The organism is Dechloromonas sp. ZS-1, from assembly GCF_039649255.1.
GTDB lineage: Bacteria > Pseudomonadota > Gammaproteobacteria > Burkholderiales > Rhodocyclaceae > Azonexus.
The window spans coordinates 33,774-58,523 of the sequence record NZ_JBDIYD010000005.1; the positions used below are offsets into that span (position 1 = coordinate 33,774).

Below are 24,750 nucleotides of genomic sequence, written 5' to 3' on the forward strand. Positions count from 1 at the left end.
GATCAAAGACTCAGACGGCAAAGACGTGCTTGACGCGCAGCGCCGGGGCGCCCGCTTCGATCTGCAGCAGGCGCGCGATATTCGGGTGCTTGCCCGGATTGGCGCGTTCGTCTTCGGTGTGCTCGGCGAAGATTTCCAGGCCTTTTTTGGCGGCTTCGACATTGATCGAGCCGTAGGTCTGGGCGAGATGATTGTAGACAGCGAGCGAACCCTGGCTCCCGGCCTTGTTTTCGATCGTCGCCGCGACGTTGCCTTCGGCATCGAGCAGGTTGATGGCGGCCAGATGAGAAATACCCGGCAGTTTCTTCAGATTGTCAGCAAAGGACATGATGGACCTCCAAGGAAAAAAAGCGGGGCGAACTCGTGTCGCCCCGTCGGCATGCGGTGGTGTCGGCGCGGCGCTCAATCCCGCCCGGGCCGGAAAATCCGGCTTTTCGGACGGTGGACCGTCGGCGCGTCGCCGGCGCCTTACTTCCAGTCGCGTTTGGCTTTCACCAAACCAATGATCAGACCGGTCGTGAACGTCCCCAGGGGCACGGTCAGGACAATCGCCTTGATCCCCCGCTCCAGGTCGTAGAAGGCCAGCAGCAGGGTAATCAGGGCAAGGCCGATGGCGAGACCGATGGTCCCGCCCTTCAGGCCACCGTTGATCACGTCACGGTCGGTCGTTTTGCGGTTGCCGGCGCAGTGCGGGCAGTAGAGGGCGTCTTCGGGCGCGTCCTGGCCGCACTTGGCGCATTGCATGGGTCAGATCCGCTTGGCCAGCTCGGCAGCCTTGCCGGTGTAATCCCACGGCGTCAGCTTGAGCAGGGCTTCCTTGGCCTCGGCCGGGATGTCCAGCGTCTGCACGAAAGCCTGCATGCCCTCGCGGGAAACGCGGGTACCACGGGTCAGCTCCTTGAGCTTCTCGTACGGATTGGCGATGCCGTAGCGGCGCATCACGGTCTGGATCGGCTCGGCCAGCAGTTCCCAGTTGGCGTCGAGGTCGGCCTTCATCAGGTCGGCATTGATTTCCAGCTTGCCCAGGCCCTTGAGCAGCGAATCGTAACCGAGCAGGGTGTAGCCCAGGCCGACGCCCATGTTGCGGAGCACGGTGGAGTCGGTCAGGTCGCGCTGCCAGCGGGAAATCGGCAGCTTCTCGGCGAGGTGCTTGAGCACGGCATTGGCCAGGCCGAGGTTGCCTTCGGAGTTTTCGAAGTCGATCGGGTTGACCTTGTGCGGCATCGTGGACGAGCCAACTTCACCGGCCTTGACCTTCTGCTTGAAGAAACCGAGCGAGATGTAGCCCCAGACATCGCGATCGAGGTCGATCAGGATGCTGTTAGCGCGGGCGAAGGCGTCGAACAGTTCGGCCAGCGCGTCGTGCGGCTCGATCTGGATGGTGTAGGGGTTGAAGGTCAGGCCGAGCGATTCGACGAAGCGTTTGGCGAAGCCTTCCCAGTCGTAACCCGGATAGGCGGACAGGTGGGCGTTGTAGTTGCCGACCGCGCCGTTGATCTTGCCGAGCAGTTCAACGCCGGCGATGCGGGCACGGGCGCGCTGCAGGCGGTAGGCCACGTTGGCGAATTCCTTGCCCATGGTGGACGGCGTGGCCGGCTGGCCGTGCGTGCGGCTCATCATCGGCACGTCGGCGTGGGCGTGGGCCAGCTCGACCAGCTTGGCGATGACCTTGTCCAGCGTCGGGAGCATGCCCTGTTCGCGGGCATCCTTGCACATCAGGCCGTGCGACAGGTTGTTGATGTCTTCGGAAGTGCAGGCGAAGTGGATGAACTCGCTGACCTTGGTGACTTCGGCATTGGCCTTGGTCTTGTCCTTGATCCAGTATTCCAGTGCCTTGACGTCGTGGTTGGTGGTGGCCTCGATGGCCTTCACTTCAGCCGCCTGCGCCGGGCCGAAGGTATTGACCAGGGCATCCAGCTCGGCGACGGTCGACGGCGAAAAAGCCGGGATTTCGGTGAAATGCGGCTCGGCAGCGAGGGCCTTCAGCCATTCGATCTCGACCTTCAGGCGGGCACGGATCAGGCCATATTCGGAAAAATGCTCGCGCAGGGCGTCCACCTTGCCGGCATAGCGGCCGTCGAGCGGGGAAAGGGCAGTCAAGGGATTGAAAGTCATCGGAAACATCCTTATCGTCAAGCCCATGATTTTACCCGTGCCGCCGATGGCAGGCCATACGCTATAATCGTGTTTCCCTAAACAGAGAATAATCTTGATGAAGCTGATCGGCTCATACACCAGTCCGTTCGTCCGCAAGGTCCGCATTGTGCTGGCCGAAAAGAAGATGGAGTGCGAATTCGACATCGACTCTCCGTGGACGGCTGACAGCGCGGTACCGAACCACAATCCGCTCGGCAAGATTCCCGTTCTGCTGCTGGATGACGGCACGCCGCTCTTCGATTCCCGCGTGATCGTCGAGTACATCGACAACGTCACCCCGAACAACAAGCTCTTTCCCGCCCCGAACCGCGAGCGCATCGAGGTCAAGCGCTGGGAAGCCCTGGCCGACGGCCTGCTCGACGCCGCCGTCGCCGCCCTGCTGGAAGGCAAGCGCCCGGACGGCGAAAAGAGCGCCGGCTGGATCGAGCGCCAACTCGGCAAGGTCGATCGCAGCCTCGCGTTCATGGCGGATGAGCTGGGCGAGAAAAATTTCTGCATGGGCACCCATTTCTCGATGGCCGACATTGCGGTCGGCACTGCCCTGGGTTACCTGAACTTCCGCTTCCCGGCCATCGACTGGCAGGAACGTCACGCCAACCTGGCCAAACTCTACGACAAGCTGATGCAGCGCCCGTCGTTTGCCGAGACCGTGCCGCACGACTGAGCGACGGTCGACCTCGCCAGACAGCAAAAAAGCGCCCGAGGGGCGCTTTTTTCATGGGCCAGTGACGCCCGACGGCGGCTTACTGAATGATGAAACTCGTGAAGAGCACATCCTTCACCCCGGTTTTCGGCGTTTCGTGGATCAGGTGATTGGCAATTTCCTGAATGTGCGCCTGCAACTCCAGCTTGCCTTTCAAGGTTCGCAAATGTTCATCGGTCTGCGTACTGAGCATGAGGATGATTTCATGCTGCAGACGCGGGCGATAGACCTCCAGTTCATGCGCCGCATCCGGCGTTGCCGTATCGAGCACAATCTCGAACTGCAGGTAACTCTTCGGCCCCAGATTGGTCGTGAATTTGAGCGGCGCCGCCCCACCCCCACCGCCATGACCATCGCTCGCCCACACCGGGGACGCCGCCAGCATGCACGCCAGCAGCCAAGCCCTTACTCGCATCGATCTTCCCTTCAAATTGAATTCACCGAGATCATAGCCGAGCACGCGCATCGGCGCGATGACAGGCTCATGACCTCGGTCGACACACCCCGTTCAGCGAATGATGCCACCGCCCAAACAGACACGGCTTTCATAGACCACCACCGACTGCCCCGGGGTCAGCGCCCATTGCGGCTCGGCAAAGCGGAGCTCGCAGGTTTCGCCATCGACACGCTCGATCTGGCAAGGCTGATCCGCCGTCCGATAACGCGGCTTGGCGGTGTACACCCAGTGCGCATGGGGCGCTTCGCCGGCCACCCAGCTCAATTGCTCGGCCAGCAAGTCGTCGCGCAGCAGGGCCGGATGATCGTGCCCCTGCACCACATACAGGACGTTCCGGGCCATATCCTTGCCGGCGACGAACCAGGCATCGTGATCACCGCCCCCCGGCTTGCCTTTTTCCTTGATGCCGCCAATGTGCAAGCCCTTGCGCTGGCCGATGGTGTGGTACATCAGGCCGTCGTGCTCGCCCATCACCACATCGTCGTCCAGGCGACGGATTTCGCCCTTCTTGGGCGGCAGGTAACGCGACAGGAATTCCTTGAAGGGGCGCTCGCCGATGAAACAGATGCCGGTCGAGTCCTTCTTGGCGGCCACGTGCAGCCCTTCCGCCTCGGCAATCTTGCGCACCTCGCGCTTGTAGATATCCGACAGGGGGAACAGGGTTTTCGAGAGCTGGGCCTGATTCAGGCGATACAGGAAATAGCTCTGATCCTTGGTGCCATCTTCCGCCTTCAGCAACTGGAACTTGCCGTCAAACTCGCGCACCCCGGCATAGTGGCCGGTCGCGATCTTGTCGGCGCCCATGCGCAGCGCGTGATCCAGGAAAGCCTTGAACTTGATTTCGGAGTTGCAGAGGATGTCCGGATTCGGCGTGCGCCCGGCCTGATATTCCTTGAGGAACTCCGCAAACACCCGCTCGCGGTACTCTGCCGCAAAATTGACCACCTCGACATCGATGCCGATGCGGTCTGCCACGCTCATCACGTCGATCAGATCCTGACGCGTCGAACAATATTCCTCGGTATCGTCATCTTCCCAGTTCTTCATGAACAGACCGATCACGTTCCAGCCTTGCTGCTTCAACAACAAGGCGGCCACCGACGAATCCACCCCGCCGGACAAGCCGACTACCACCGTTCCTTTAGACATCGGGCCCAGCCCCTTTCTTCCATGCATCCAGCGGCAAAATCACCGCCGGCTCGCCATTATTCACAAACCAGCTATCGACCACAAAATGGTCCTCGCCCCCGTTTTCTGTCACCACCGCCGACCAATGGGCCGGGAAAACCAGTGCGAAATAACGCACTGCCGGCTTCTCCACCCGATGCCAGCGCACATAGCCACGCGCCGCAAGCAATTCAAGCAGCCGCGTCGTCGAGGTCGAATGATCAATGCAATCCATGCGTCCCGGCACGCCCTCATCGGCGTAATTTCCCGCCCGGTCATTGCGGATATCGGACTGTTCCCCCGCCCAGCGGTACAAGCGCCCGATCGCCTCGGCGAGCATTTTGCGCTCGCTTTCAGCGTCGACCGCCGCCCCAAGCAAACGCCGGATTTCACCCAATTGCCCCTCGGAATACACGACATCCGCTTCCGTCAGGCAGCCATAGCCATGGCAAATGCTCAGACGCTCATCGGCCATCAGCGGCAGGCTGAGGCCCAAGAGAAGGAGAAGCCAACCGAGTTTCATGCCGGATAATGCACCAGCAGATCGAGCGGATAGCGCTTGCCGGCCGCGAGATCCTCGATGCAGCGCAGGATCAGCGGGCTGCGATGACGCGCCTGCGTCGCTTTGACTTCGTCCAGCGTCAGCCAGCGCGCAGCAACAATCCCCTCGTCCAGCTTTCGATCCGGGTCATGACCGAGCAGTTCCCCGGCAAAGGCAAAACGCAGGTAGGTGATGTCCTTGCTGGGGTGCTTCCAGTTATAAATCCCGACCAGATGGGTGGGACGGAAGGTATACCCGGTTTCTTCCAGGGCTTCGCGCGCCACGGCATCGCCCAGGGCCTCCCCTTCCTCGAGGTGTCCGGCCGGCTGGTTGAAGGCCAAACCGGCTTCGGTTTCTTCCTCGACCAGCAGGAATTTTCCATCGCGTTCGACGACGGCAGCCACCGTCACATTCGGCTTCCAGATCATGGGGGTATTTCCCAAGGCAAAACCGTTATTTTACCCGCTGATTTCGGCTAGAATTGAGGGCTTTGATAGGCGCAACACGGAGATTACAACCATGTCCATGTCGGATCGCGACGGTTTCATTTGGCAAGACGGCAAACTCGTGCCCTGGCGCGAAGCCACCACCCACGTCCTCACCCACTCCCTGCACTACGGCATGGGGGTTTTTGAAGGCGTCCGCGCATACAAGACCGACAAAGGCACGGCCATTTTCCGCCTCAAGGAGCACACCGAGCGCCTGTTCCGCTCCGCCCACATCTTCCAGATGCAGATGCCGTACTCCGTTGAAGCGCTGAACGAAGCGCAGAAGGAAGTCATCCGCGCCAACAACCTGGAATCCGGCTACCTGCGCCCGCTCGCCTTCTACGGCTCGGAAAAGATGGGCGTTTCGCCCAAGGGTGCCAAGGTGCACGTGATCATCGCCGCCTGGCCCTGGGGCGCCTACCTCGGCGAGGAAGGCATGCAGCGCGGCATCCGCATCAAGACCTCGTCCTACACCCGTCACCACGTGAACATCACCATGGTGCGCGCCAAGGCGTCCGGCAATTACATGAACTCCATCCTCGCCAACAACGAGGCCACCGCCGACGGTTACGATGAAGCCCTGCTGCTCGATCCGGAAGGCTACGTCTGCGAAGGCGCCGGTGAGAACCTGTTCATCGTCAAGAACGGCAAGCTCTACACGCCGGATCTGACGGCCTGCCTCGAAGGCATCACGCGCGCCACGGTCATGCAACTGGCCGCCGAGCAAGGCATCGAAGTCATTGAAAAGCGCATCACCCGCGACGAAGTCTATTGCGCCGACGAAGCCTTCTTCACGGGCACCGCCGCCGAAGTGACCCCGATCCGCGAGCTCGACAATCGCCAGATCGGCCCCGGCCACCGCGGCCCGATCACCAAGGCCCTGCAGGAAAAGTATTTCGACGTCGTGTACGGCCGTTCCGCCGAGCATGCCGATTGGCTCGCTTACATCTGATACAGGGAGATTCCGATGTCCGATACCCAGACCATTGAAGTCACCGCAGACGACCTGCCGCTGCACTGCCCGACGCCGAATTCGCCGCTCTGGAGCCAGCATCCGCGCGTTTATCTCGACGTCCTGAAGACCGGCGAAGTCACCTGCCCGTACTGCAGCACCCGTTACGTTTTCAAGGGCGAAGCCCCCAAGGGCCATCACTAAGCCCGAACCAGCACAGGACGGCGGGCCCAGGCCCGCCGTTTTCACATGAAGAAAGCGCTGATTGTCGCCCCCGCCTGGATCGGCGACACCATCATGGCGCAGCCGCTGTTTGCCCGGCTGCATGCCCAATCCCCCGGACTCGTGCTCGATGCCCTGGCGCCGCGCTGGGTCGCGCCTGTTCTGGGCCGGATGGGAGAAATCCAGGCCATCCATGACAATCCGTTCGGACATGGCCAGCTCGACCTCAAAGGCCGCTGGCGTCAGGCGCGCGAGCTCGCTGCGCAGCACTATGATGCGGTCTACGTCCTGCCCAATTCGCTCAAGTCGGCCCTGGTTCCCTGGCTGGCCGGCATTCCGCGCCGCGTCGGCTTTACCGGCGAATCGCGCTACGGCCTGATCAATGTCCGCCATACGCTGGACAAAATTGCCCTGCCGCTGATGGTCGAGCGCTTTGCCCAACTGGCCGAACTGCCCGGCGCCCCCTTGACGCGCCCTGTTGCTCATCCTGTCCTGCGGTCGACCGCTGCGGAACAGCAAATAACGCTGGCGGCACTCGACATGACCCGCCCGCAACGCCTGGTGGCCTTCTGCCCCGGCGCCGAATACGGTCCGGCCAAGCGCTGGCCGGCCACGCATTTTGCCGAACTGGCCAAACGTTTTGCGGCAGATGGCTACGCCATCTGGCTCTTCGGCTCCCCCAAGGACCATGCCGTGGCCGAGGAAATCGGCCAACTCGCCCCTGGCCTCACACGCAACCTGTGCGGCACCACGACACTCGATCAGGCGGTCGACCTGCTGGCCCTGGCGGATCTTGTCGTCTGCAACGACTCGGGCCTGATGCACGTGGCCGCCGCGCTGGATCGTCCCATCGTGGCACTCTACGGCTCCTCCTCGCCCGGCTTCACGCCGCCGCTCTCGAACCAGGCCGACATTCTCAGTCTCGAACTCGACTGCAGCCCCTGTTTCAAGCGCACCTGCCCGCTCGGCCACCTCAACTGCCTGAACCAGCTGCTGCCGGATCAGGTCTATGCTGCCTGCTGCCAACGCCTCTCGACATGCCCCTGACCCCCTCCGCCAATTTTGCTTCGCCCGACGACGTCGAACATGCCTTCTACGAAATTCTCGCCACCGGTGACGCCGAACAGCTCACCAAACTCTGGGCGGAAGATGAAGAAAGCCTCTGCGTCCACCCGACCGGCGCCCGCCTGACCGGGCTGGGACCGATCCGTGATAGCTGGCGCAGCATTTTCGGCAACGCCAAGCTGCGCGTGCGGGCCGAACCCATTGCCCACTGGCAGGGCAGCGTCCTGGCCATCCACCATTTGATGGAAACGCTGTTCGTCGATGACGACCCGACGCCGCATGGCCCGCTGCACGTGACCCATGTCTATGCACTCGGCCCGCATGGCTGGCGCCTGGTCGCCCGCCATGCCTCAGCGGCCGACGACAGCCATCAGGCCATGGCCGAAGGCGCGTCGCACACCCTGCACTGATGTCCGGCGCCAAGCCTTACCGCGCCCCGGACTGGCTACCGGGCGGCCACGCACAGACACTCTGGCCGCTGCTCATCAAGCCGCGCCCCATTTCCTTGCGACGCGAGCGCTGGGACACGCCGGACGGCGACTTCATCGATGTCGACTTGCTCGACGGCCCGCCGGAAGCCCCGTTGCTCGTGCTCTTTCACGGGCTGGAAGGCAGCGCCCACAGCCATTACGCCATCAGCACCGCCCGCCGCTGCCAAAGCCTGGGCTGGCGCTTTGCGTTGCCCCATTTTCGCGGCTGCTCGGGCGAACTCAACCGGCGTCCGCGCGCCTACCATTCGGGCGACAGCCAGGAAATCGACTGGATTCTGCGCCGTCTGCACAGCCAGCAAGGCGGGCAGCGCCTGCACGCCGCCGGCGTCTCGCTGGGCGGCAATGCCCTGCTCAAATGGGCCGGCGAACAAGGTGATGCCGCCCGCGAAATCGTCACCGGCGTCGCCGCCCTGTGTGCCCCGCTTGACCTGGCCGCCTGCGGCCACGCCCTGGCGCGCGGTTTCAACACCATTTACACCCGCCACTTCCTGAGTACCCTGAAACGCATATCCGCCGCCCGGCTGCAGCGTTTCCCGGGCCTGTTCGACGCCGCCCGCATGCGGACCGCCCGCAATCTCTGGCAATTCGACGATGCCGTCACCGCCCCCGTCCACGGTTTCAAAGGCGCGGACGACTACTGGGCCCGCGCCTCGGCCAAACCCTGGCTGAAACACATTGCGGTGCCGGCGCTGGCGGTCAACCCGAAAAACGACCCGTTTTTGCCGGCGCCCCATCTGCCCCAACGCCACGAGGTCAGCCCGAGCGTACGCCTCGAACACCCGGACGCCGGCGGCCATGTCGGCTTCGTCACCGGACCTTTCCCGGGACGGCTGGACTGGCTCCCGGAACGGCTAGTACACTTCTTTCTTTACGAAACGTCATAAGCGAACATCATGCGCACCCTGCCCGCTGAAATCTTCAAGGCCTACGATATCCGAGGCATCGTCGACACCGCCCTCACCCCCGAGGTGGTTCGCCTGATCGGCCAGGGACTCGGCTCCCTCGCCATCGAACAAGGTCAGACAGCCATCGCGGTCGGGCGTGACGGCCGCCTCTCCGGCCCCGCGCTGGCCGGCGCCCTGATCGACGGGATTGTGGCGGCTGGCTGCGACGCCATCGATATCGGTTGCGTACCGACCCCGGTCACCTACCTTGCCGCCTACGAACTGGGCTGCCATTCCTGCGTCTCGGTCACCGGCAGCCACAATCCGCCGGACTACAACGGCCTGAAAATGGTCATCGGCGGCACAACCCTCGCCCAGGAGGCCATCCAGTCGCTCAAGCGCCGCATCGAAGCCGGGGATCTGAAAACCGGCCAGGGCCAGCGCCGCCAGGCCGATGTCGGTGAAGCCTATGTCAGCAAGATCGTCGGTGACGTCAAACTGGCGCGCCCCCTGAAGATCGTCATGGATTGCGGCAACGGCGTCGCCGGCGCCATCGCCCCGGCGCTCTTCGAGCGCCTCGGTTGCGAGATCGTGCCGCTCTACTGCGAGGTCGACGGCCATTTCCCGAACCACCATCCGGACCCCTCCAAACCCGAAAACCTCGCCGATGTGATCCGCGCCCTGCGCGATACCGATGCCGAACTGGGCATCGCCTTCGACGGCGACGGCGACCGCCTCGGCGTCGTGACCAAGGATGGCGAAATCATCTATCCGGACCGCCAGCTCATGCTGTTTGCTGCCGACGTGCTGTCGCGCGTGCCGGGCGGCCAGATCATTTACGACGTCAAATGCACCCGTCTCCTGGCCCCCTGGATTCGCCAGCACGGCGGCGAACCGCTGATGTGGAACACCGGCCACGCACTGGTCAAGGCCAAGCTGAAGGAAACCGGCGCCCCGCTCGCCGGTGAAATGTCCGGCCACACCTTCTTCAAGGAACGCTGGTATGGCTTTGATGACGGCCTCTATACCGGCGCCCGCCTGCTCGAAATCCTGAGCCGCAGCGCCGATGCCAATGCGCCGCTGAAATCGCTGCCGAATTCGCCGTCGACCCCCGAGCTCAATATCAAGATGGCCGAAGGCGAGCCCTTCACCCTGATCGATACGCTGAAGGCCGAGGGGAAGTTCGAAGGGGCCACGGAAAAGATCACCATCGACGGTGTCCGTGTCGAATATCCGGACGGCTTCGGCCTCGCCCGCCCGTCGAACACCACCCCGGTCGTCGTGCTGCGTTTCGAAGCCGACAACGAAGCCGCGCTGGCACGCATTCAGGCCGCCTTCCGGCAGGCCCTGAACGCAGCCTGGCCAGGCATTCAGCTGCCCTTCTGACGGCACAGCGCGGCATGTTTGGCGACATGCCGTTACCAAAGCGCCACATCCAGACACCCCGATCTCGTTAAGATCGGGGTTTCCGTTCGTTCCAGCAGAGCCACACCATGCCCATCCTGATCACCCATCAACGCCCCGCCGGCAGCACCGGGCTGTTCGGCAAACTCCTCTCCGGGATCGTTGCCGCATTGACCCTGATTGTTGCCCTGGCCTTCTCGGTCGTCGGGCTGGCCGTGGCCGGGGTGCTCGCCGTGGTGGTCGGCGGCTATCTGTGGTGGAAATTGCGCGCCGTCCGGCGCGCCATGGCCGAGGCGAGCGCGACGGTCAACGCCGCGCAACAGGCCAAAACCGCCAGCACTGAGAACGTCGACCGCAGCCCGCAAGAGGGTCGCGTCATCGAAGGCGAATGCATCCGGGAAGAACGCCCCAGCCGCTGACGGGGCTCATCCCCGAGCTGCATCGCGCCATCAAACGGCCAGCAGCATCGGGCCGGCAGCGTCGGGGAAAGCCAGCTGCTTTCAGTGCTGGTCGAGCAGGACCGAACTCTCGCAGCCGACGCGCAGACCGCCCCAGTGGCGGCCATTGACCATGATCGGCATATTGATTTCGGAGAGAATTTCCCCGGTATCGCGGGCATAGGTCTGCAACAACAGCGGTTGCAGGTTTTTCGCCGCACGCTGGCCGGTCTGGTCGTCCCAGATACGACGGGTCCGGTTACCCACGAGGTCGGTCTGATAGTCGCCGGTCAACGGCTTCGAATATTTCAGGTTATGGATGGCGGCATAGCCCTTCACATCCAGCATCAGGGCATAGACCCCGCCTTTCAGGCGTGACAAGGCCCGCTCGGCAATCGGCTGAATATCGCGCTCAAATGCAGCGGCATAGCTGACATCGTACTTCTGCGGATTGGTATTCGGGATCGGACGGTAATTCTGATCCCAGATATTGACCCCCTGCTTTTCCAGCTGGGCCAGCATGTTCTGGGTTTCTTCCAGATACAGGCGAGCCTGAGCGACGATGTCATCGAAGGTACCGCGCCCGATCTTGAAGCGGGAGACCAGTTCCTGCACGCTTTCCGTTGCCTGGCTCAGCGTCAGGGCCGACCGCTCCGAGGACTGCATGCTGCCCGCCACTTCGTTGGACAAGCCATGGACCTGGGTTACCGCATCGTGCACCTGCCCGTTGGTGGCAGTCAGCTCCTCCATGGCCGAGGCAATCTGGGTCAGCTGATCCCCGGTCTGCTCGAAATCACCCACCATGCGGTTGAACTCTTCCGAGGAACGCTCCACGACCTCGCGCGTCTGCTCGATGTCGGCATTGATGGTCTGGTTTTCCGTCTGCGTGTCGCGCACCAGCTGAATCATGCCGCCGATGTTGTCGTTGATTTCCTGGGTCGCCACATTGACGCGCTCGGCGAGTTTGCGCACCTCATCCGCCACCACGGCAAACCCGCGCCCCATCTCGCCAGCCCGCGCCGCTTCGATTGCCGCATTGAGCGCCAACAGGTTGGTCTGGTCGGCAATATCCTTGATCAGGCCGGCGATCTGGCGAATGCTGTCGGAACGCTCGGCGAGATGGCCGACGGTTTCATTGAAGCGGGACAGCTTGACCGAGACAGCCTGCACCTTGCTCACGATGTCGTGCATTTCGTGGAGCGAGGCCCGTGCGGTTTCCAGATTGGCATCGGTTGAATTGGCAATCTGATCGGCCGAGCGCGACACTTCCTGAATCGCCTGCGTGGCCTCGTTGCTGGCGCCAAACACGGCATCGGCAATCTCGCCCTGCTGACGGGCGCGCAGCGCGGTCGATGCGACCGTCTTTTTCACCACCACCGCCTCACGCGCAATATTCACACTCATCTTGCGCACTTCGCCGATGATTTCCCGCATCTTGTCGGCAAAGCGGTTGTAAGACACGGCCAGGGTACGCAACTCGTCGTGCGTCATGGTCGGCAGGTTGCGCGAAAAATCGCCCTCGCCGCGCGCGATCTCGTCGAAAATCGTCGTGATGACCCGAACCGGGCGCAAGATCAGGAAACGGAGATAGAGCACCTGCAACACGTTCCAGCACAAGGCCACCGCGGTCAGCACCAGCATCAGGGTCAAGCCGGCGTCCAGGCTGGACGAAATTTTCGCCAGCAATTCAGGCGCCACCTGCGCGCGCGACAACTCCGCCGCAATCGCGTCTTTCTGGCGGATGTAAATGGCCAGATAGACCACATCAATCAGGAAGAGCAGCAGAAAACTCATCAACTTCTTGGTCAATGAGTTCCAGAACGTGCGCTCGTTCCAATCGTAGAGTTGTCTCAGCAGGTTCATTGTTAATTTCTTGTGAATTTGTTACAGAAAACGAATTCAACCCGGACACAATCGTGTCGTCAACCTGTATTCGCGCCCGACCTTGCCGGGGAATTCCCGATATTCATGCTGCACCGCATTTCACGAGAGCGAACATCATTTCGCAATGTGAAACAAAACGGTTATCACATTGAAAAATAAATAAAAAATATTGTCTTATGTCTTATATAAGACTATTGCTGTCCTGCAAAAAAATCTCTATACTGTCCTTCATCGTCAAACACAACTCCGTGTTGGACGCACCGATTAAACCCAACCAACCTCCTGAGGAATTCACATGAGCACTCGCGAACAGCAAATCGCCGCCCTGGAAAAAGACTGGGCTGAAAACCCCCGCTGGAAAGGCGTCAAGCGCGGTTACTCCGCCGCTGACGTGGTTCGTCTGCGCGGCTCCCTGCAGCCGGAATACACCCTGGCCCAGCGCGGCGCCAAGGTCCTCTGGGACAAGGTTAACGGCGGCGCCAAGAAGGGCTATGTGAACGCTTTCGGCGCCATCACCGCCGGTCAAGCCATGCAGCAGGCCAAGGCTGGCCTGGAAGCCGTGTATCTGTCCGGCTGGCAAGTTGCTGCCGACGGCAACACCTCCGAAACCATGTACCCGGACCAGTCGCTGTACGCCTACGACTCCGTGCCGACCATGGTTCGCCGCATCAACAACACCTTCAAGCGCGCTGACGAAATTCAGTGGTCCCGTGGCATCAACCCGGGCGACGAAGGCTTCATCGACTACTTCCTGCCGATCGTTGCTGACGCTGAAGCCGGTTTCGGTGGCGTGCTGAACGCCTTCGAACTGATGAAGAACATGATCGCCGCCGGTGCTGCCGGTGTTCACTTCGAAGACCAGCTGGCTGCTGCCAAGAAGTGCGGCCACATGGGTGGCAAGGTGCTCGTCCCGACCCGCGAAGCCATCGAAAAGCTGATCTCCGCTCGTTTCGCCGCTGACGTCATGGGCGTCCCGACCCTGATCCTGGCTCGTACCGATGCCGAAGCCGCCAACCTGATCACCTCCGACTACGACGAGAACGACAAGCCGTTCCTCACCGGCGAGCGCACCCAGGAAGGCTTCTACCGCGTCAAGAACGGTCTGGAACAGTCCATCTCCCGCGGCGTTGCTTACGCACCGTACGCTGACCTGGTCTGGTGCGAAACCGGCGTGCCGGATATCGGCTTCGCCCGTGAATTCGCCCAAGCCGTGCTGGCCGCCTGCCCGGGCAAGCTGCTGTCCTACAACTGCTCGCCGTCCTTCAACTGGAAGAAGAACCTGAACGACTCCCAGATCGCTTCCTTCCAGGAAGAACTGTCGGCACTGGGCTACAAGTATCAGTTCATCACCCTGGCTGGTATCCACGTCAACTGGTACAACACCTTCAAGTTCGCCCACGCTTACGCTCGCGGCGAAGGCATGAAGCACTACGTCGAAATGGTTCAGGAACCGGAATTCGCTGCTCGCGAACAGGGTTACACCTTCGTGTCGCACCAGCAGGAAGTCGGTACCGGTTACTTCGACGAAGTCACCACCGTCATTCAGGGCGGCTCCTCCTCCGTCAAGGCCCTCACCGGCTCCACCGAAGAAGAGCAGTTCCACTAATCGATTTCCACGATTTAGGCATCCCCGCCGCCCCCGGGCGGCGTTGCAACCGGCCCCCACAAGGGGCCGGTTTTTTTATACCCACAGAACAAATGCGGATTCCATTACCCCCTCACTCCGAGACGGGCGTAGAATGAACTCAACAGATTCAGTAACCGAAAAGGAGTAGCACCATGTTTCCCGAATACCGCGATCTGATCACCCAGTTGAAGACCTCGGACCGCCACTTCCTGAACCTCTTTGACAAGCACAACGAGTTGGACCAGAAGATCAAGAACATGGAAGCCCATATCGAACCGGGCACCCCGATCGAAATCGAAAACCTGAAGAAGGAAAAGCTGGCGCTCAAGGATGAGTTGTACACCCACCTGCGCAAGGCTGAAGGCGCCCGCACCGAAGCCTGAGCCCCCACCGCACAGGTATCAAAGGAGCCAGTCCAAAACGACTGGCTCTTTTATTTCAGGGATTCCTTATCTCGCCTTTTACTGAGGCAGATCAAAATCCTCCTGAATCACCCTCTCCAGAATCCGGTTTTTTGCGTTAGCCGAGCATGAAACGATTCTGGCAAAGTTTTGGTGAGCACATCCTGGCGCCGACCGAACTGAACGGTCGCCAGCTGATTGAAATGCTGACGCCCGCAGGGCGTTCCATCCATCTCAGACGCCACGCCGCCAGCGTGATCATTGCCCGCGTGCGCCTGATTGCTGCCCTCTTCGCCATTCTGGTCCCGCTGTTCGGCATGGTGGATCTGCTGGTCTTTCCCATCGAACTGGCCGTCAAGCTGATTGCGCTGCGTTTTGCTGCTGCCGGCATCTTTGTCGCACTCGCCTGGCCGCACGATGTCTCGGCAGCCCATCCCTATCGTCACGGCATTGCGCTGCTCGTCTGCCTCCTGCTTGTCCCCCCGCTTTTCCACTTTTTCTCAAGCGGCTGGCTGCAGGCACACACGCACACTCCCATGCAGCAGTTCATCGCCTTGCTGTACGGCTATCTGCCCATGATCGTGCTGGGCGGGCTGGCGATTTTCCCGCTCACCGCCATCGAGAGCCTGCTGCTCTCGCTGCCAGTCATCCTGACCAGCCTGTTCACGCTCCTCTTCCACGGCCAGACCCTGGGCCTGGTCGAGCATGGCGGGGCGCTCTGGTTCATGATCATGATGCTCGGCGTGGCCATGTTCTCCGGCATGAGTCAGTGCCACTACATGGCGACCCTGGTCAACAAGGCCATGCACGATCCGCTGACGGGTGCCTACACCCGCCAATCCGGCGAAGAAGCCCTGAGTCTGCTCATGCGCCTCAGCGCGCTCTCAGGCAACCCGCTCACGCTGGCCTTTATCGACCTGGATCGCTTCAAGGCCATCAACGACACTTACGGCCACGAAGCCGGTGATTTTTGCCTGAAAACCCTGGCCGAACGGCTGCAAACCACGCTGCGCAGAAGCGACCTCCTGATTCGCTGGGGCGGTGAGGAATTCGTTGCCGTGCTGCCGGACACGCCCATCGAGCGCGCGCCCATCCTCTTTGAGCGTCTGCGCCAGCAAGGCTTTGGCACGCGCCCGGACGGTTCTCCCCTGACCGCCTCCATCGGCGTCGCCCACAGCCACGAACCCGGCGGCAACGCCTGGGAAATGCTGATTCACCGTGCTGACGAACGGATGTACCAGGCCAAATCCGGCGGTCGTGACCGCATCGTCTGGCCAAACCCGGCGAGCGCTCAGACTGAAGGCCTGGACCACATCCAGCCGAGCACCCCGGCTGCAAACGCAGCAGGGGCATAGCACCACGGGCTGGGCAGCATGAACGCACTGCCCAGCACACTGATCCCGAGCATGACGGTGGCGGCCAGCTTGGCCACCCGAGGAATGGCCCGGTGATCGCGCCAGGCCAGAATGGCCGGTCCCGCCTGCGGATGCACCAGCAGTCTGGCTTCCCATTCGGGGTGCGAACGGGCAAAAAACCAGGCAGCAAGAATCAGGAAGGGCGTGGTCGGCAGCAAGGGCAGAAATGCGCCGATCACACCGAGCAGCACCGAGAGCGCACCCAGCGCCCGATAAACCGGTCTTTTCATCAACGCAGCTCCCAATAGGCCGGATTGCTGTAGTTATCCCTTAACTGATCGATAAAGAGCCTCACCCGCAGCGGCAAGTGACGCCGCTGCGGAAAAACGGCGTAGATGCCCATGGGCGGCGCCTGCCAGGCATCGAGCACGGAAGTCAGCCGCCCCTCCTTCAGGTCGCGCCCCACCTCCCACAGCGAACGCCAGGCCAGGCCGCGCCCGGCCAGCGCCCATTCGTGCAGAACGGCACCATCATTGCATTCGAAACTGCCGCTCACTTTCCAGGTTTCCACCTCGCCCGTCTCCGGCTGCCTGAACACCCAGCCGCGCTGCTGCCCCAGCGACAGGCAGTTATGTCGCGCCAGGTCATCCGGCGTCCGCGGGACGCCATGCGTGACCAGATACGCCGGGCTGGCCACGACCATGCGCCGCATTTCGCCAAGACGCACGCTGACCAGGCTGGAGTCCGTCATGTCGCCGATCCGGACAGCACAATCGATGTTTTCGTTGATCAGATCGACCAGGCGGTCGCTCAGATTGAGATTGACCCGCACCTCCGGATTGGCCCGCATGAACTCGCCGACCAGCGGCGCCACATGCTGGCGGCCAAAGCCGGCCGGGGCCGACACCTTGAGATAGCCGCTGGCCTGCACGCCCCCGAGCGACACGGCGGCCTCCGCATTGGCCAGATCGTTGAGGAGTTTTTGCGAATCCTCCAGAAAGGCCTGTCCCTCGAAGGTCAGCGTCAGCTTGCGCGTGGTACGGACCAGCAGGCGCGCACCGAGCCGGGCTTCAAGGGCATCGATGCGCCGCCCGATGATGGCGGGCGTCACCCCTTCCAGGCGCGCTGCAGCCGACAAACTGCCTCGGGTTGCGACACTGACGAAGGCTTCAATCTGTTTCAGGCGGTCCATTTGATACTTTTAGTACAAGATGAAATGATTCTAGCCGACTTTCAAGTCTTATATAAGACTCATAGAATGACGTCCATCGCAGTCTTTAATCCATCTTCAATCAGGAGATCCGCATGGCCCTCAATCTGCCCGCCGGTATGCAAATTACCGCCCCCGTGAAGCCCGAATGGGAATCCATTCTGACGACCGAAGCCCTCGAGTTCGTCGCCAAGCTGCACCGCGCTTTCGAAGCACGCCGCCAGGAACTGCTGAAGGCCCGCGTTGCGCGCCAGGCCCGCATCGACGCCGGCGAAATGCCGGACTTCCTGCCGGAAACCGCCCACATCCGCAACGGCGACTGGAAGGTTGCCCCGGTGCCGGCCGCCCTGCAGTGCCGCCGCGTCGAAATCACCGGCCCGGTCGAAGCCAAGATGATCATCAACGCCTTCAACTCGGGCGCTGACTCCTACATGACCGACTTCGAGGATTCCAACTCCCCGAACTGGGACAACCAGATCCAGGGCCAAGTGAACCTGTACAAGGCCATCCGCCGCGAACTGTCGTTCAAGAACGAGAACGGCAAGGAATACAAGCTGAACGACAAGATCGCCACCCTGCAGATCCGTCCGCGCGGCTGGCACCTCGACGAAAAGCACGTGCTGGTCGACGGTCAACGCGTTTCCGGCGGCATTTTTGACTTCGGTCTGGTCTTCTTCCACAACGCCAAGGAACAGATCGCCCGCGGCGCCGGCCCCTTCTACTACCTGCCGAAGATGGAATCCCATCTGGAAGCCCGCCTGTGGAACGACATCTTCGTGATGGCCCAGGACCACGTCGGCCTGCCGCAGGGCACCATCAAGGCCACCGTGCTGGTCGAAACCATTCTCGCCACCTTCGAGATGGAAGAAATCCTGTACGAACTGCGCAACCACTCCGCCGGCCTCAACGCCGGTCGCTGGGACTACATCTTCTCCTGCATCAAGAAGTTCAAGAAGAACAAGGACTTCTGCCTGGCCCAGCGCAGCGCCATCACCATGGAAGTGCCCTTCATGCGCGGCTACGCCCTGGCCCTCGTCCAGGCCTGCCACAAGCGCGGCGCCCCGGCCATGGGCGGCATGTCGGCCCTGATCCCGATCAAGAACGACCCGGTTGCCAACGAAAAGGCCCTGGCCGGTATCCGCCATGACAAGACCCGCGACGCCAACGACGGCTTCGACGGCGGCTGGGTGGCGCACCCGGGCCTGGTGCCGATCGCCATGGAAGAGTTCGTCAAGGTGCTGGGCGACAAGCCGAACCAGTTCGAGAAGCAAGTCGCCGGCAACTTCGGCCCGGCCCAGTGGCTCGACTTCCAGCCGACCACCCCGATCACCGAAGCCGGCCTGCGCAACAACATCAACGTCGGTATCCACTACCTCGGTGCCTGGCTGGCCGGTAACGGCTGCGTGCCCATCCACAACCTGATGGAAGATGCGGCCACCGCCGAAATCTCCCGCTCCCAGGTGTGGCAGTGGGTGGTCTCGCCGAAGGGCATCCTCGACGACGGCCGCAAGGTCACCGTTGAGATGGTCCGTCCGATGATTGCCGAAGAACTGGCCAAGGTGAAGGCCACCGTCACCGCCCAGGGCGAAGACACCGCCACCTACGACCAGGCCGCCGACATCTTCGACCGCATGTCGCTGACCCCGGACTACCCCGAGTTCCTGACGCTGCCGCTCTACGAAGCGATGGCTTAATTACAAGCGTTCAAAAACGCAGAGGAAACGAAAGCGCCGGGGCAACCCGGCGCTTTTTTCTTGCCGCTTCAGGACATGCGGGTAAAACCGGATTGCCAGCCCGCCCCCTTCCTTGCACACTGCCCCTCCCTCCGCCCGAGCACGCCCATGGAAATCCTCATCGACATCGTTCTCAAAGCTGGCCGTTCGGCTGTCGAGCTCTCGCTCTTCGTCCTCCTGCCCGTGATGGTCGTCATGCTTTCGCTGATGCGCCTGCTGGAGGCGAAAGGCGTGCTGGACAAGGTCGTGCATGTGCTGGCGCCGGTGTTGCGCCCCTTCGGTCTGACCGGCCTGGGTGTCTTTGCCGCGCTGCAGATCAACTTCGTCAGCTTTGCCGCGCCGATGGCGACCCTGAGCATGATGGAGCAACGCGGTGCCTCGGATCGCCATCTGGCCGCCACGCTGGCCATGGTGTTCGCCATGTCGCAGGCCAACGCCGCGCTGCCGATGATGAGCATGGGCCTCAATTTCAGCCTCGTCCTCGCCTGGTCGGTGATCGGCGGCCTGTGCGCGGCGGCGGCCACCTGGTATGGCTTCGGCCGCCAGTTGTCGGCCATGGAAGGCACGGTAGACGAAACCCTGCATCATCCGGTGGCCGAGACGGCCAAAGGCCTTCTCGACGTGATCAACCGGGCCGGTGCCGAAGCCTTCAAGCTGGCGGTCGGCGCCATCCCGATGCTGGTGCTTTCGCTGGTTGCCGTCACGGCATTGAAGAAATTTGGCCTGATTGACGCGTTGACCGTCGGACTCACGCCCTTCCTGGCTGCCCTGGGTATCGATCCGGTCCTGATCCTGCCGGCCCTGACCAAATACCTGGCCGGCGGCACGGCGATGATGGGCGTGATGGACGACATGCGGCGGGCCAGCCTGGTCAGCCTGGAACTGCTCAACCAGAGCGCGGGCTTCCTGATTTCGCCCTTCGACCTGCCCGGCGTGGCCATCCTGATCTCGGCCGGACCGCGTCTGGCCCGGGTCTGGAAGGTCGCTGCACTGGGTGCCTGCCTGGGCATCGCCGTGCGCACGGCCGGACACATTCTGTGCGCGTAAAAGGCCATTAGGGTAAGCACCAATGGCCCTTCACGCCGCCCGGACAAAGAATTAAGGGATGTTTCTCCGCCCACCGCCCAATCTGCCGCGCACCCCCTGGCTGTGGCTCGCGCCCTATGTCGCCATCGGGATCTTTGCCGTGGCCATGCTCGTCATTACCGCCCTCCTGCAATGGCGGGAGCAGGACACGGCTCACTCCGCCCTCGAAGGCGACATGCACTGGGCCGAACGCACCATCGAGAACCGGCTGCATGGCCACCTCGATTTTCTGTCCGAGCTGGCGCGCGATCAGGAATTCCTGCAACTGACCTATGAAGCATTTCAGGTCCGCGCCGCCCGCTATGTGCAGGAACACCCGGAAATCGGCGCCATCGTCTGGGTCGACACCGAAGGCCGGGTGGAATGGGTGGCGCCCAACGAATCCAGCCTGACGTTCGTCGGCGAACAACTGCCGGGAATGCGCCAGGGCGCCCTGCAGGAGGCCTTGCGGACCCGCTTATCCGTGTTTTCGCCCGACTACCCGGATGTCAAACAACAACGCGCCCAGGACATCATCTGGCCGGTGCAGCGCAGTTCCAGCGACCTGGGCGCCTTCATCGCCATGCAGTCGCTCGAGCAACTGATCCGCAACACCCTGCCGGCCACCTTTACCGCCCGTTACAGCCTGACCCTGCTCGATGAATACGACCGGGAGATGTACACCAATTCGTCGGTGACCCCGACCGACCGCCAGATTTCCGGCACCATCCGGATCGATCTGCCAAATAACCGGCTCGGCCTGAATATCGTCGCCTACCGGGGCGGCGGGGCCTGGCTGCCGTTCCTGCCGGCCATCCTGATCATCACCCTGACCGTGATCGTTGCCGGCACGCTGCTGCAGCTGCGCCGCCACGCCCGCAGCCGCGCCGAAACCGAAGACAAGCTGCGTGCCGCCTACGCCTTCCGCCAGGCCATGTCGCAGTCGCTGATCACCGGCCTGCGCGCCATCGACCTGCAAGGCCGGATCACCTTCGTCAATTCTGCCTTTTGCCGCATGACCGGCTTTGATGAAGGCGAGCTGGTCGGTCTGGCGCCCCCCTATCCCTACTGGCCCCCCGAAGAGTTCGACAAGCTCCAGGAAAATATCGACCAAGCCTTGGCTGGTCGCGCCCCGGCCAGCGGTTTCGAGATGCGCATCATGCGCAAGAATGGCGAGCGCTTCGATGTGCGCCTCTATTTCTCGCCCCTGATCGATGCCGATGGCCGCCAGATCGGCTGGATGGCCTCGATGAACGACATCACCGAGCCCAAGCGGGCCCGCGTCGAACTCGAACGCGCCCATGAGCGCTTCACCACCGTGCTCGACGGTCTGGATACCGCCGTGCACGTTGCGGATGTCCGTAACGGTGAAATCCTGTTCGCCAATCGCGCCTTCCAGAACATTTTCGGTTACGACACCGTCGGCCGCGACTCCGAAATGGTCACCGCGGCCTGCCGCCCCCATCCGGAAGCTCTGTCGCACGACCCGGCTCAGCTGACACCCGATGCATTGCCCTGCGAGGTTTTCGACGGGGAGATCCAGCACGCCCTCTCCGGCCACTGGTATCACGTTCACGAGCGCGCCATCCGCTGGGTGGACGGCCGGACGGTGCGCGTCCAGATGGCGGCCGACATCACCGACCGCAAGCACATCGACGAAGTCAATCTGCAACAGCAGAAGCGCCTCGAACAGACCTCCCGCCTGATCACCATGGGGGAAATGGCCTCCTCGCTGGCGCATGAGCTGAACCAGCCGCTCTCGGCCATCGCCAACTACTGCGCCGGCTGCATCAAGCGCATGCAGGCCGGCAATTACCGCTTCGAAGACCTGCTCTCCGCGATGAACAAGGCGGCCGAACAGGCCGAACGCGCCGGCAAGATCATCCGCCGCATGCGTGACATGGTGAAAAAAGGCGACCCCAAGCGGGTCCCCGTGCATCTGAGCGAACTCATCGAAGAAACCCGTGCGTTTGCCGACATCGAGGCCCAGCGGACGAATACGCAGATTCTGGTGGAAGTGCCTGAAAACTTGCCTCGAATCGTCGTTGACCGCATCATGATCGAACAGGTGCTGTTGAACCTGGTGAAAAACGGCATCGAGGCCATGCATGGCATGCCGGTCGAACGACGGCAACTCGTGATTCGGGCACACCCGATTGACGAGCGCATGGTCGAAGTCGCCGTCGCAGATCGCGGACACGGCCTGGCCGAAGACGATATCGAGAAGATTTTCGCGCCCTTCTACACGACCAAGCCGGAAGGGATGGGAATCGGCCTCGCGATCTGTCGCTCGATCATCGAGTTTCACCAGGGCCGGCTCTGGGTGGAGGCCCGCCGCGAAGGCGGCAGCATTTTCCGTTTTACCGTACCGATGATCGAGGACGACGAAACCGATGAGTGAGCTGACGCAAACGATCTATGTCATCGACGATGACGAGGCCATGCGCGACTCGATGACCTGGCTGCTGGAAGGCGAAGGCTACCGGGTCGCCTGCTTCGACTCCGGCGATGCCTTTCTCGGTGCGCTGCGCCCCGACCTGCGCGGCTGCATCGTTCTGGATGTCCGCATGCCGGACATGAGTGGCCTGGAGTTACACGAAAAACTGCTGGCGCTGAACTGCATGCTGCCGGTGATTTTCGTCACCGGACACGGCGACGTCCCGATGGCGGTCTCCGCCCTGCAACGCGGCGCCTGCGACTTCATCGAAAAGCCATTCCACAACGAAGACCTGCTCTCGCGCATTCATCGTGCGCTCGCACTGGACACGGAAATTTCCGCCCGCCGTCAGCGTGACCACGAAATCAGCCACCGGCTCGATCAGCTGACACAACGGGAACGCGAAGTCATGCACCTGGTGGTTGCGGGCAAGCTGAACAAACAGATTGCCGACACTCTGGACATCAGCATGAAGACCGTCGAAGCGCACCGCGCCCGCGTCATGGAAAAAATGGGGGTGCGCACCCTGGCCGAACTGGTCAAGGCGGTCATGAGCTTCGAGGATCAAACGCGCGGCACGGCCTGAGCCGTCGCGCCGATGACGCGGGATGCGGCAAGGCGGCCGCATCCGCGCCTGCCATCAAAGACGAATGATGTCGTCGCCGTCCCCGCCGAGGCCGCTGTCGTACTGCAGCTGATCACGCACTTCCTTGCGGCGTAGCAGCTTTTCCTGAACTTTGCCGGGCAGGTCGGTAAACAGGATGATTTCCTTGGAAATCAGCAACTCGATCGTATCTTCGATGACGCGGACGAAATCGCGGTCAAGCTGGGTCAGCTCGTTTTCGCGCCAACGGTCATGAATGAACTGCAAGACCTCCGGATTGTCCGCAGGCAAGGCCTCCTGAGCCTGACCGATCGGCATGGGATGCAACTCGCTGATCCGCCCTGCTGAATCTCTCGCTACGTACAACATCCGGACATTCTCCTATTCATCATCAACGTGAAGTCTGCAACAGACTGTAGCGCTTTGCAACGCCCACACCCCAGTTCAGTAGTTCTTGTAATTGCCTTTGGGGGGCATTTTCGGTGTGCCGAAATACGTGGCAGGCGGTACCTTGAATACCGGCTTGCCCTGCTCGTCGTAATTCAGCTGCACCGACTGGGACTGCGGCTTCTGGCGACTGGCCGAAATATCGAGGACGGGCGCCCGTGCTGCAGCCGGACGATCGAGCTCGGTACGGACAATCCGCACGCGCTCGGCAGCGATCCGCTTGTCGATGGTGTCGGTCGACATCCCTCGTGCCACCAGTTTTTCGCGCATGCCGAGCAAATCGTCCAGTTCCTTCGAGTTCTTCAACGAACGACGCGGCTCACCCCAGGTTTCCTTGGGCTTGCTCACGGCAATATTGAACTCCTCGGGATTACTCACCATACGGGCCAGCCCAAGACGGTTATGGCGCATCGCCCACTCCAGGGCACCATCACCCCAATCGTTCTTGACCGTGCGGTCCGCCCCTTTTTCGATCAGCTTGCGGGCAATATCCTCGCGCCCCTCATAGACGGCCATCATCAGGACGCTGGAGCCATTCGTCGTCTGGGCATTGATATCCGCCCCCTGGGCCATCAGGTTATCGACCAGTTCGGCATGCCCGGCAAAGGCAGCGTAATGCAGGGCTGACCATTGCTTCGGGCCGGCATTGATGCGCGCCCCCCGGTCAATCAGCCATTGCACAGCCTTGCTCTGGCCACGCCAGGCAGCAAGCGCCAATGCTGATTCACCATTGTCATTTACCCGGTTGATATCCGCCCCCCGCGAAAGAAAGAGGCGCATCAACTCCAGATTGCCTTCCCAGGCGCCAATCATCAGACCAGAACCGATACGGCTGCCCATAAAATCCGGCGGCAACCCATTGTCCAGCCAGGTTTGCGCCTGAGCGACATCTCCCAGTTCCATGTTCACGACAAAGCTCACCGGATCCGGCAGTTTTCCCGCAGAAACAGCGATGCCCGGCAAAACCAGGCCCAAGCCGATTATCATGGCGGCCAGTGCATTTCCCGGTCTGGTCGTAC

27 protein-coding genes are annotated in these 24,750 nt (G+C 61.9%); 15 read left to right on the forward strand and 12 right to left on the reverse strand.

The features are described 5' to 3' along the window. Positions 1–10: 10 nt before the first annotated feature. The 3 genes from AACO21_RS08780 to purB all read right to left on the reverse strand — a co-directional run bounded on the left by AACO21_RS08780 (position 11) and on the right by purB (position 2,124). A complete protein-coding gene (locus tag AACO21_RS08780; protein ID WP_346192141.1) occupies positions 11–328 on the reverse strand; it encodes a DUF2322 family protein in 318 nt (105 codons plus the stop codon). Between the two features lie 140 nt (positions 329–468). Next, positions 469–744, reverse strand: a complete 276-nt coding sequence (locus tag AACO21_RS08785) for a hypothetical protein (protein WP_346192142.1) — start codon at positions 742–744, stop codon at positions 469–471. Positions 745–747: 3 nt separating this feature from the next. Then, a complete protein-coding gene (purB, locus tag AACO21_RS08790; RefSeq protein WP_346192143.1) occupies positions 748–2,124 on the reverse strand; it encodes an adenylosuccinate lyase in 1,377 nt (458 codons plus the stop codon). A gap of 88 nt (positions 2,125–2,212) precedes the next feature. Between purB and AACO21_RS08795 the strand changes: the two genes are divergently transcribed. Next, positions 2,213–2,821: a glutathione S-transferase gene (locus AACO21_RS08795; protein ID WP_346192298.1), complete on the forward strand. Its 609-nt coding sequence runs from the start codon at positions 2,213–2,215 to the stop codon at positions 2,819–2,821. Between the two features lie 79 nt (positions 2,822–2,900). Here AACO21_RS08795 and AACO21_RS08800 read toward each other — a convergent pair whose 3' ends face one another. The 4 genes from AACO21_RS08800 to AACO21_RS08815 all read right to left on the reverse strand — a co-directional run bounded on the left by AACO21_RS08800 (position 2,901) and on the right by AACO21_RS08815 (position 5,453). Then, positions 2,901–3,275 carry a flagellar basal body-associated FliL family protein gene (locus AACO21_RS08800; protein WP_346192144.1) on the reverse strand — a complete coding sequence of 125 codons (375 nt, stop codon included), beginning with the start codon at positions 3,273–3,275 and terminating at the stop codon, positions 2,901–2,903. 93 nt (positions 3,276–3,368) lie between these two features. Beyond that, positions 3,369–4,466 carry a tRNA 2-thiouridine(34) synthase MnmA gene (gene mnmA, locus AACO21_RS08805; RefSeq protein ID WP_346192145.1) on the reverse strand — a complete coding sequence of 366 codons (1,098 nt, stop codon included), beginning with the start codon at positions 4,464–4,466 and terminating at the stop codon, positions 3,369–3,371. Beyond that, positions 4,459–5,007 (reverse strand): hypothetical protein, encoded by a 549-nt coding sequence (locus AACO21_RS08810; protein WP_346192146.1) that lies wholly within the window; start codon positions 5,005–5,007, stop codon positions 4,459–4,461. Before AACO21_RS08810 ends, mnmA begins: the two co-directional genes overlap by 8 nt. Further along, positions 5,004–5,453 carry an NUDIX hydrolase gene (locus AACO21_RS08815; RefSeq protein ID WP_346192147.1) on the reverse strand — a complete coding sequence of 150 codons (450 nt, stop codon included), beginning with the start codon at positions 5,451–5,453 and terminating at the stop codon, positions 5,004–5,006. Before AACO21_RS08815 ends, AACO21_RS08810 begins: the two co-directional genes overlap by 4 nt. 91 nt (positions 5,454–5,544) lie before the next feature. Here AACO21_RS08815 and AACO21_RS08820 point away from each other — a divergent pair, with 91 nt between their 5' ends. The 7 genes from AACO21_RS08820 (at position 5,545) to AACO21_RS08850 (ending at position 10,950) form a co-directional block, all read left to right on the forward strand. Beyond that, a complete protein-coding gene (locus AACO21_RS08820) occupies positions 5,545–6,465 on the forward strand; it encodes a branched-chain amino acid transaminase (RefSeq protein ID WP_346192148.1) in 921 nt (306 codons plus the stop codon). Between the two features lie 15 nt (positions 6,466–6,480). Then, a complete protein-coding gene (locus tag AACO21_RS08825) occupies positions 6,481–6,669 on the forward strand; it encodes a zinc-finger domain-containing protein (RefSeq protein ID WP_346192149.1) in 189 nt (62 codons plus the stop codon). A gap of 45 nt (positions 6,670–6,714) precedes the next feature. Beyond that, on the forward strand, positions 6,715–7,734 hold the full coding sequence (waaF, locus tag AACO21_RS08830; RefSeq protein ID WP_346192150.1) for a lipopolysaccharide heptosyltransferase II: 1,020 nt from the start codon (positions 6,715–6,717) through the stop codon (positions 7,732–7,734). Then, the gene (locus AACO21_RS08835; RefSeq protein ID WP_346192151.1) at positions 7,725–8,162 is read left to right on the forward strand and encodes a nuclear transport factor 2 family protein; all 438 of its coding nucleotides are present in this window, start codon (positions 7,725–7,727) and stop codon (positions 8,160–8,162) included. The genes waaF and AACO21_RS08835 overlap by 10 nt, the downstream gene beginning before the upstream one ends. After that, positions 8,162–9,127 (forward strand): alpha/beta fold hydrolase, encoded by a 966-nt coding sequence (locus AACO21_RS08840; RefSeq protein WP_346192152.1) that lies wholly within the window; start codon positions 8,162–8,164, stop codon positions 9,125–9,127. Before AACO21_RS08835 ends, AACO21_RS08840 begins: the two co-directional genes overlap by 1 nt. Before the next feature lie 9 nt (positions 9,128–9,136). After that, entirely contained in the window at positions 9,137–10,513 is a 1,377-nt protein-coding gene (locus AACO21_RS08845) for a phosphomannomutase/phosphoglucomutase (protein WP_346192153.1), read from the forward strand. Positions 10,514–10,620: 107 nt separating this feature from the next. Next, on the forward strand, positions 10,621–10,950 hold the full coding sequence (locus AACO21_RS08850) for a hypothetical protein (protein ID WP_346192154.1): 330 nt from the start codon (positions 10,621–10,623) through the stop codon (positions 10,948–10,950). A gap of 81 nt (positions 10,951–11,031) precedes the next feature. Here AACO21_RS08850 and AACO21_RS08855 read toward each other — a convergent pair whose 3' ends face one another. Then, positions 11,032–12,831: a methyl-accepting chemotaxis protein gene (locus AACO21_RS08855; protein ID WP_346192155.1), complete on the reverse strand. Its 1,800-nt coding sequence runs from the start codon at positions 12,829–12,831 to the stop codon at positions 11,032–11,034. Between the two features lie 316 nt (positions 12,832–13,147). Here AACO21_RS08855 and aceA point away from each other — a divergent pair, with 316 nt between their 5' ends. The 3 genes from aceA to AACO21_RS08870 all read left to right on the forward strand — a co-directional run bounded on the left by aceA (position 13,148) and on the right by AACO21_RS08870 (position 16,235). Continuing rightward, entirely contained in the window at positions 13,148–14,458 is a 1,311-nt protein-coding gene (aceA, locus tag AACO21_RS08860; RefSeq protein WP_346192156.1) for an isocitrate lyase, read from the forward strand. Positions 14,459–14,631: 173 nt separating this feature from the next. Further along, a complete protein-coding gene (locus AACO21_RS08865; protein ID WP_346192157.1) occupies positions 14,632–14,862 on the forward strand; it encodes a YdcH family protein in 231 nt (76 codons plus the stop codon). 146 nt (positions 14,863–15,008) lie between these two features. Continuing rightward, positions 15,009–16,235 carry a GGDEF domain-containing protein gene (locus AACO21_RS08870; protein ID WP_346192158.1) on the forward strand — a complete coding sequence of 409 codons (1,227 nt, stop codon included), beginning with the start codon at positions 15,009–15,011 and terminating at the stop codon, positions 16,233–16,235. On the opposite strand, the gene AACO21_RS08875 is transcribed toward AACO21_RS08870, so the two are convergent. Together AACO21_RS08875 and AACO21_RS08880 are read right to left on the reverse strand one after the other, a co-directional pair. Next, positions 16,172–16,525 (reverse strand): YbaN family protein, encoded by a 354-nt coding sequence (locus tag AACO21_RS08875; RefSeq protein WP_346192159.1) that lies wholly within the window; start codon positions 16,523–16,525, stop codon positions 16,172–16,174. The genes AACO21_RS08870 and AACO21_RS08875 overlap by 64 nt on opposite strands. After that, positions 16,525–17,427, reverse strand: a complete 903-nt coding sequence (locus AACO21_RS08880) for a LysR family transcriptional regulator (RefSeq protein ID WP_346192160.1) — start codon at positions 17,425–17,427, stop codon at positions 16,525–16,527. Before AACO21_RS08880 ends, AACO21_RS08875 begins: the two co-directional genes overlap by 1 nt. Positions 17,428–17,540: 113 nt before the next feature. On the opposite strand from AACO21_RS08880, the gene aceB reads away from it, so the two are divergent. The 4 genes from aceB (at position 17,541) to AACO21_RS08900 (ending at position 23,266) form a co-directional block, all read left to right on the forward strand. After that, positions 17,541–19,139 (forward strand): malate synthase A, encoded by a 1,599-nt coding sequence (aceB, locus tag AACO21_RS08885; protein ID WP_346192161.1) that lies wholly within the window; start codon positions 17,541–17,543, stop codon positions 19,137–19,139. 147 nt (positions 19,140–19,286) lie between these two features. Continuing rightward, on the forward strand, positions 19,287–20,225 hold the full coding sequence (locus AACO21_RS08890) for a nucleoside recognition domain-containing protein (protein WP_346192162.1): 939 nt from the start codon (positions 19,287–19,289) through the stop codon (positions 20,223–20,225). Positions 20,226–20,283: 58 nt separating this feature from the next. Further along, positions 20,284–22,644, forward strand: a complete 2,361-nt coding sequence (locus tag AACO21_RS08895; protein WP_346192163.1) for a PAS domain S-box protein — start codon at positions 20,284–20,286, stop codon at positions 22,642–22,644. Next, a complete protein-coding gene (locus AACO21_RS08900; RefSeq protein ID WP_346192164.1) occupies positions 22,637–23,266 on the forward strand; it encodes a response regulator transcription factor in 630 nt (209 codons plus the stop codon). Before AACO21_RS08895 ends, AACO21_RS08900 begins: the two co-directional genes overlap by 8 nt. Before the next feature lie 54 nt (positions 23,267–23,320). On the opposite strand, the gene AACO21_RS08905 is transcribed toward AACO21_RS08900, so the two are convergent. Both AACO21_RS08905 and AACO21_RS08910 read right to left on the reverse strand, forming a co-directional pair. Next, complete coding sequence (locus AACO21_RS08905; protein ID WP_346192165.1) at positions 23,321–23,602, reverse strand: hypothetical protein; 282 nt, start codon at positions 23,600–23,602, stop codon at positions 23,321–23,323. Positions 23,603–23,728: 126 nt separating this feature from the next. Continuing rightward, positions 23,729–24,718: an ankyrin repeat domain-containing protein gene (locus AACO21_RS08910; protein WP_346192166.1), complete on the reverse strand. Its 990-nt coding sequence runs from the start codon at positions 24,716–24,718 to the stop codon at positions 23,729–23,731. Positions 24,719–24,750 lie beyond the last annotated feature (32 nt).